This is a genomic window from Modicisalibacter radicis, assembly GCF_900961225.1.
Lineage (GTDB): Bacteria > Pseudomonadota > Gammaproteobacteria > Pseudomonadales > Halomonadaceae > Modicisalibacter.
Genome location: NZ_CAAHFN010000060.1, coordinates 52,036 through 58,377 on the forward strand (window position 1 = coordinate 52,036; position 6,342 = coordinate 58,377).

6 protein-coding genes are annotated in these 6,342 nt (G+C 66.6%); 5 read left to right on the plus strand and 1 reads right to left on the minus strand.

The window, feature by feature from the left end; translation table 11 throughout:
- Positions 1-14: 14 nt before the first annotated feature.
- From HR9077_RS09665 to HR9077_RS09680, 4 genes are read left to right on the plus strand one after another with little or no spacing between them, the layout of a single operon-like run.
- Complete coding sequence (locus HR9077_RS09665) at positions 15-350, plus strand: PilZ domain-containing protein (protein WP_136066799.1); 336 nt, start codon at positions 15-17, stop codon at positions 348-350.
- A 51-nt stretch (positions 351-401) separates the two neighbouring features.
- Positions 402-1,241 (plus strand): TatD family hydrolase, encoded by an 840-nt coding sequence (locus HR9077_RS09670; RefSeq protein WP_136066800.1) that lies wholly within the window; start codon positions 402-404, stop codon positions 1,239-1,241.
- 44 nt (positions 1,242-1,285) lie between these two features.
- Positions 1,286-1,852, plus strand: coding sequence for a DUF1285 domain-containing protein (locus HR9077_RS09675; RefSeq protein ID WP_136066801.1), 567 nt, complete (start codon positions 1,286-1,288; stop codon positions 1,850-1,852).
- Entirely contained in the window at positions 1,849-4,071 is a 2,223-nt protein-coding gene (locus tag HR9077_RS09680; protein ID WP_136066802.1) for an ATP-dependent helicase, read from the plus strand. The genes HR9077_RS09675 and HR9077_RS09680 overlap by 4 nt, the downstream gene beginning before the upstream one ends.
- Before the next feature lie 18 nt (positions 4,072-4,089).
- On the opposite strand, the gene HR9077_RS09685 is transcribed toward HR9077_RS09680, so the two are convergent.
- The gene (locus HR9077_RS09685; protein ID WP_136066804.1) at positions 4,090-5,733 is read right to left on the minus strand and encodes an electron transfer flavoprotein-ubiquinone oxidoreductase; all 1,644 of its coding nucleotides are present in this window, start codon (positions 5,731-5,733) and stop codon (positions 4,090-4,092) included.
- A gap of 365 nt (positions 5,734-6,098) precedes the next feature.
- On the opposite strand from HR9077_RS09685, the gene HR9077_RS09690 reads away from it, so the two are divergent.
- On the plus strand, positions 6,099-6,342 hold a 244-nt coding region (locus tag HR9077_RS09690; protein WP_458692916.1), incomplete at its 3' end, for an electron transfer flavoprotein subunit beta/FixA family protein.

Genomic DNA, 6,342 nt, shown 5'->3' on the forward strand with positions numbered 1-6,342 from the left:
GGAGGCTCGAGACGATGGCCGAACAGAAAGCGCTTTCACTGACTTTCAAGGACAGGTCGACCCTGCTGTCGGCCTACATGCCGACCCTCGAGCGGGGCGGCATGTTCGTGCCGACTCGCGACCGTTACGTGCTGGGCCAGACGGTCTATCTATTGCTGACCATGCCCGGCGAGAGCGAGCGTTTGCCGGTCACCGGCCAGGTCGTGTGGATCTCGCCGCCGGGCGTGTCCGGGCGTCGGGTCCCGGGCATCGGTGTGCATTTCAGCCCCGACGATCAACGCGTGCGCGATCGCGTCGAGAATCATCTGGCGGGGATGCTCGACAAGGGCACGCCGACCTACACCCTCTGAACGTTGGCTACCGGCTGACATTTCCGTTTCATCCGCTTCGAGTAATTCTGCATGTTCGTCGATTCCCACTGCCATCTCGATCGCCTCGACCTCGACGCCCACGCGGGCGACTTGAACGCCGCGCTGGATGCCGCGCGCGGGCGCAGCGTCCGCCAGTTCCTGGCGATCGCGGTGACGCTCGACGACGTCCCCGGCCTGGCGGCGCTGGCACGCGAACACGCCGACGTGGCGATCGCCGCGGGCGTGCATCCGCTGCACCAGGTCGACAATGAACCCGATGTCGCCGCGATCAAGGCCTGCGCCGAGCGTCACGCGGCGGTCGCGATCGGCGAAACCGGGCTGGATTATCATTATCAGGGCGTCAGCCAAGTAGCGCAGCGGGCGCGCTTCGAGAATCACCTGATCGCCGCCCGGGAGCTCGAGCTGCCGGTCGTCGTGCACACCCGCGAGGCGCGTGAGGACACGCTGGCGCTGATCCGGCGTCACACCGATCCGGCGGTGGGCGGCGTATTGCACTGTTTCACCGAGGAGCTCGACATGGCCCGCGAGGCGGTCCGCCACGGCTTCTATATCTCGCTGTCGGGCATCGTGACGTTTCGCAACGCCAGCGCGGTGCGCGAACTGGCGCGGCGTATACCCCTCGACCGGCTGCTGATCGAGACCGACAGCCCCTACCTGGCACCGGTGCCCCATCGCGGCAAGCCCAACGAGCCCCAGTGGGTGGTGGAAGTCGCCGAGTGCATCGCCGCCGAGCGGGGCATCAGCGTCGACGAAGTCGCCATGCAGACCACCGCCAACTTCTACCGGCTGTTTCGCGGCGCGGTGCCCCAGGCGCCGGAGGACGTGCGTCAGATGCTGACCGACGCGCAGCTGATCGGCGCCGATGGCTGAGAGCCCCGACCCGTCGCAAACCGGCCCGGCAAGGAGGTAGTTGAATGTCGCTGGATGCACTGTTCGATCATATCGATGGCGAGGGGGCGATACCGCCGCTGGCGCGTTGGCAGCCGGCGCTGAGCGGCGACATGGATCTGCTGATACGTGCCGATGGCGTGTGGCTGCACGACGGCGAGCCGATCCGCCGGCCGCGGCTGGTGCGCCTGCTGTCGACGATCCTGCGGCGCGAGGCGGATGGCGATCATTACCTGGTCACGCCGGTCGAGAAGTGGCGCATTCGCGTCGAGGACCGGCCGTTTCTGGTCGTCGATGCCGATGCGAGCAGCGAAACCGACGCACCAACGCCGGTCTGGCACATGCTGACCAATGTCGGCGACCGGGTCGCGCTCGGCGGCGAGCACCGCCTCGTGCTCAGCGAGACACCGCGTGGCGAGCCGGTGCCCGAAGTCGCGATCCGCTTCGGGCTCGCCGCGCGCCTGAACCGCAACGTCTATTATCGTCTGATCGCGCGGGCCGAACAGCGTAGCCAGTCCGGCGGTATCGCCCTGGGACTGACCAGTGGCGGTGTCTGGCAGTCGCTCGGCTGGCTCGACGAGGCGATGCCGTGAGACTGACTGCCGAACAGCGCGCGGTCGTCGAGCACGCCGGTGGCCATGCGCGGGTCGCCGCGGTGGCCGGCGCCGGCAAGACGACGACGCTGGTCGCGCGCGTGCTGCACCTGCTGGGCACGGGCGTTCCGGCGCGACGCATGCTGGTGCTGATGTTCAACCGCGCGGCGCGCGAGGACTTCACGGCCAAGCTGGTGGCCCTGGCGCCCGCCGGCCAGGCGTTGCCCGAGGTGCGCACCTTTCATTCCATCGGCCACCGTCTTACGCAATCGCTGACGCGCTGGGGGCGGCTCGCGCCACGCCAGTTGCTGGCCGCCGACTGGCAGCGCGAGAAGCTGCTGCGCCAGGCTGCCATGCGCTCGCTCGAAGGCGTCGATCCCTCGACCCGCGAAGCCGCGCTCGACCCCGAACGCATCGAAGCCCTGGGGCATTTCTGCGAGATGGTCAAGGCCGAACTCGAAGCGCCGGAGGTGCTCAGGGAACGCCTCGAACTGGGCGAGCATACCGGTCACTTCGTCGAAGCCTTTCGCCAGATGGAGGAATTGCTCGAGCAGCACGGCGGCATGACCTACGCCGACCTGCTGTATCGGCCGCTGCGCTGCCTGGAAAGCGATGCCGAGTCCCGCGCGCGGGTCGAGGGCTTTCTCGATCATGTGATCATCGACGAGTATCAGGACATCAATCTGGCCCAGCAACGCCTGCTGGCGCTGCTCGCCGGAAACCGGGCGGCGGTGATGGCGGTCGGCGACGCCAACCAGTGCATCTACGAATGGCGCGGCGCGCGCCCGGACTATATGCTCGAGCGCTTTACCGCGAGTTTCGGCGAAGCCACCGATTATCCGTTGTCGACCACGTTTCGCCACGGCCATGCCCTGGCGCTGTCCGCCAACCACGCCGTTCGCGCCAATCGGCGGCGCCCCGATCAACTGTGCCTGGCCGCACCGGGCAATCCGCCTACCTCGCTGGCGGTGGGCCAGGGCGGCGCGCGGTTGGTCGAGGCACTGCAGGACTGGCAGCGCGAGGGGCGCACGCTCGCCGAGGGCTGTGTGTTGGTGCGCAGCTGGGCGCTGTCGGTCTCGGTGCAGTTGCAATTGCTGCGTGCCGGCATCCCGTTTCGCCTGTCGCGGGACGATCGCTTCGTGTTCCGGCTGCCGCTGGTCCAGGCCTTGGCCGGCTATCTGCGCCTGGCCCGCCAACCACGGCTGCTCAACGATCCCGAACATCTGTTGTTGCTGTTCTCGCAACCGACGCCGTTCGTCGCCCGCGAGCGCCTGCAGGCGCTGGTCGTGCAGCTCGCTGAGCGCCAGCGCTGGCCGGAGCGTCACGATCCGCTGCTGACCGAGCTCAAGCCGATCCAGCGGCGAAATCTGAAGAAGCGCTGGGAGCTGCTCTGCGAATTGCCGCGGCTGGGCAACATGCCGGCGTCGCGGCTGCTTGAACTGGTGGTCGAGCGACTCGACGCCGAGAAGGTTCTCAAGCGGGCGGCGGCGCGGCGCGAGAAGGGCGAGGAGGACGTGCGGCTGCTGGATATCCTGATCGAGCAGGCCGAGGAACTGACCCAGGCGCCGGATGCCTTCCTGGAACTGCTGGATCGCCGGGTCGAAGGCGCCGAGGACGGTGTGTTGATCACCACAGTACATGGCGCCAAGGGGCTCGAATGGCCGCTGGTGGCGCTATGGGGGCTCAACGAAGAGGATTTTCCGCATTACAGCCGCGACAACCCCATCGATGACGAGCGCCTCGAGGAGGAGCGCCGGCTGTTCTACGTGGCGATGACCCGCGCTCAGGAGCGCCTGCTCATGCTTCACGACGGCGGCGAGCATCGCCCCAGCCGCTTTCTGGCGGAGAGCGCGTGGCGGGACTGCCAGCGCGTCGCCGACGCGCTGGCGAAAGAAGACGCTGGGCAAACCGCTCTCGAGGTGGGCGATCCGAGCCTGGTGACGCGTTACCTGCAGCGCATCGGCGCGGACCGGGCGCTGAGCGTCGAACCGGCCACGCGGGTCGCCAGCCCCGGCGCGGAATATGGCGCGTCAGTGCAGGGCATGGGCTTCGCCGTCGGCGAACGGGTCCGGCATGCGGTGTTCGGTCCGGGCGAGATCGTCGTCGTCGAGGGCGATCCGCGCAGTCCGGTGCTCGAGGTGCGTTTCGAGCAGGCGGGGCGGCGTCGCCTGATCGCCGCGCGCGCCCCGCTCGAGCGGCTGGCAGGCGAGCGTGCCTGACCGGCCGGGGCTTTTCCTTTACATGTTGGGGTAGTTGGGTCCGCCACCGCCTTCCGGGGCGACCCAGGTGATGTTCTGCGCCGGATCCTTGATGTCGCAGGTCTTGCAGTGGATGCAGTTCTGGAAATTGATCTGGAAGCGCGGCTGGCCGGCCTCGTCCTCGACCACCTCATAGACGCCCACCGGGCAGTAGCGCTGCGCCGGTTCGTCGAACTTCGGCAGGTTGTCGCGGATCGGGATCTCCGGATCGGCGAGCTTCAGGTGGCAGGGCTGGTCCTCCTCGTGATTGGTATTCGACAGGAACACCGAGGAAGGCTTGTCGAAGGACAGCTTGCCGTCCGGCTTGGGGTAATCGATCGGTGTGGCCTGATCGCGGGTCTTGAGCCGGGCATGGTCGGGGGTGGTGTCGTGGACCCTGGGCAATTTGCCGCCGAGTAGCTGATCGGCGAAGTTGTAGGCGCCGCCGAGCAGGGTGCCGTACTTGTGGATCGCCGGGCCGAAGCTGGCGGTTTCCTCGAGTTCCGCGTAGGCCCAGCTCTGCTCCCAGCGGGTCATGAAGTGGCTCAGCTCCCGGCCGCCTTCGTCGCCGTCGGCGATCGCCTCGAAGACCGTCTCGGCGGCGATCAGGCCCGATTTCATCGCCGTGTGCAGGCCCTTGATCTTGGCGAAGTTGAGCGTGCCGGCATCGCAGCCGATCAACAGCCCGCCGGGTAAGACCATCCTGGGTAGGCAGTTGAGACCGCCCTTGGTAATCGCCCGGGCGCCGTAGGCGACCCGCGAACCGCCGTCCAGGTACTGCTTGATCAGCGGATGATGCTTCATGCGCTGGAATTCATCGAACGGCGAGAGGTAGGGATTGGCATAGGCCAGATCGACGATCAGGCCCACCACGACCTGTTGATTCTCGGCGTGATAGAGGAAGAAGCCGCCCTGGGTGTCCTTGGGCAGCGGCCAGCCCGAACCATGCACCACCAGGCCCGGCCGATGCTTGTCGGCGGGCACGTCCCAGAGTTCCTTGAGGCCGATGCCGTAGTGTTGCGCATCCTTGCCGGCGGCCAGGTCGAAGCGCTCGATCAGGCGCTTGCCGAGATGGCCGCGCGAACCCTCCGAGAACAGCGTGTACTTGGCGCGCAGCTCCATGCCCGGCATGTGGCCGCTCTTCTCGCTGCCGTCGGCGGCCACGCCCATGTCGCCGGTGATGATGCCGCGTACGCCGCCATCGGCGTCATAAAGCACTTCCTGGGCGGCGAAGCCGGGGAAGATCTCGACGCCGAGTTGCTCGGCCTGTTCGCCCAGCCAGCGGCACAGGTTGCCGGCGCTGATCACGTAATTCGGCGAGCTGCCCCCGGTGTTATGCATGCTCTTGGGTACCAGCGCGTTGGGCAGCTTCTGCGCCGACTCGCCATCCTTGAGCAGGTAGACGTCGTCGTGGGTTGCCGGCGTCGTCAGCGGTGCGCCGCGCTCGGACCAGTCGGGGAACAGTTCGTCCAGCGCGCGGGTCTCGAAGACTGCCCCGGAAAGGATGTGGGCGCCGACCTCGGAGCCTTTCTCGACTACGCAGACGCTGAGTTCGCGCTCGGCCTCGTTGGCCTGCTGCATCAGGCGGCAGGCGGCGGACAGGCCGCTGGGGCCGGCACCGACGATGACCACGTCGAAGTCCATGTGTTCGCGTTCCACGGCTCGTCTCCTCCTCAAGCGACATCGTTGCTGCACGATGTCGGCCCGGCATGCCTGTCGAGCTGGCGCTCGGTTGTCAGGTTCGGCCTACCGGGCATGTCTTTGGTTAATATTGCGATTGTCGCCTACTATAATTAAAACGGTCGTTTGCTTCTACTCTCGTTTGCTGCTAGTCATATTCTTCGGCATGCGGTCAACGACGGGCGACAAGTGACGCGTGCGGACGCCGGATGCCAGCTTGGGCGGCTTTGCAAGCTGTGGCAAACTAGAATGACGATGGTCCTAACCTTATCAAATGCTTGCATGAGTCGACACGAAATGCCGGCCGGTTCCAATCTAGCGAGGACGCCATGAAAGTACTCGTCGCGGTCAAACGCGTCATCGATTACAACGTCAAGATCCGCGTCAAGGCGGACAACTCCGACGTCGACCTGACCAACGTCAAGATGGCCATGAACCCGTTCTGTGAGATCGCCGTGGAAGAAGCGGTGCGGCTCAAGGAGCAGGGCGTGGCCAGTGAAATCGTCGCCGTCAGCGTTGGCCCCAAGACCGCGCAGGAACAGCTGCGTACCGCGCTGGCGCTGGGCGCCGACC

Excerpts from the sequence above, each read along its gene's own strand:
- HR9077_RS09665 (WP_136066799.1), top strand. The coding sequence starts at position 15 with ATGGCCGAACAGAAAGCGCTTTCACTGACTTTCAAGGACAGGTCGACC.
- HR9077_RS09670 (WP_136066800.1), top strand. The coding sequence starts at position 402 with ATGTTCGTCGATTCCCACTGCCATCTCGATCGCCTCGACCTCGACGCC.
- HR9077_RS09675 (WP_136066801.1), top strand. The coding sequence starts at position 1,286 with ATGTCGCTGGATGCACTGTTCGATCATATCGATGGCGAGGGGGCGATA.
- HR9077_RS09685 (WP_136066804.1), bottom strand. The coding sequence starts at position 5,733 with ATGGACTTCGACGTGGTCATCGTCGGTGCCGGCCCCAGCGGCCTGTCC.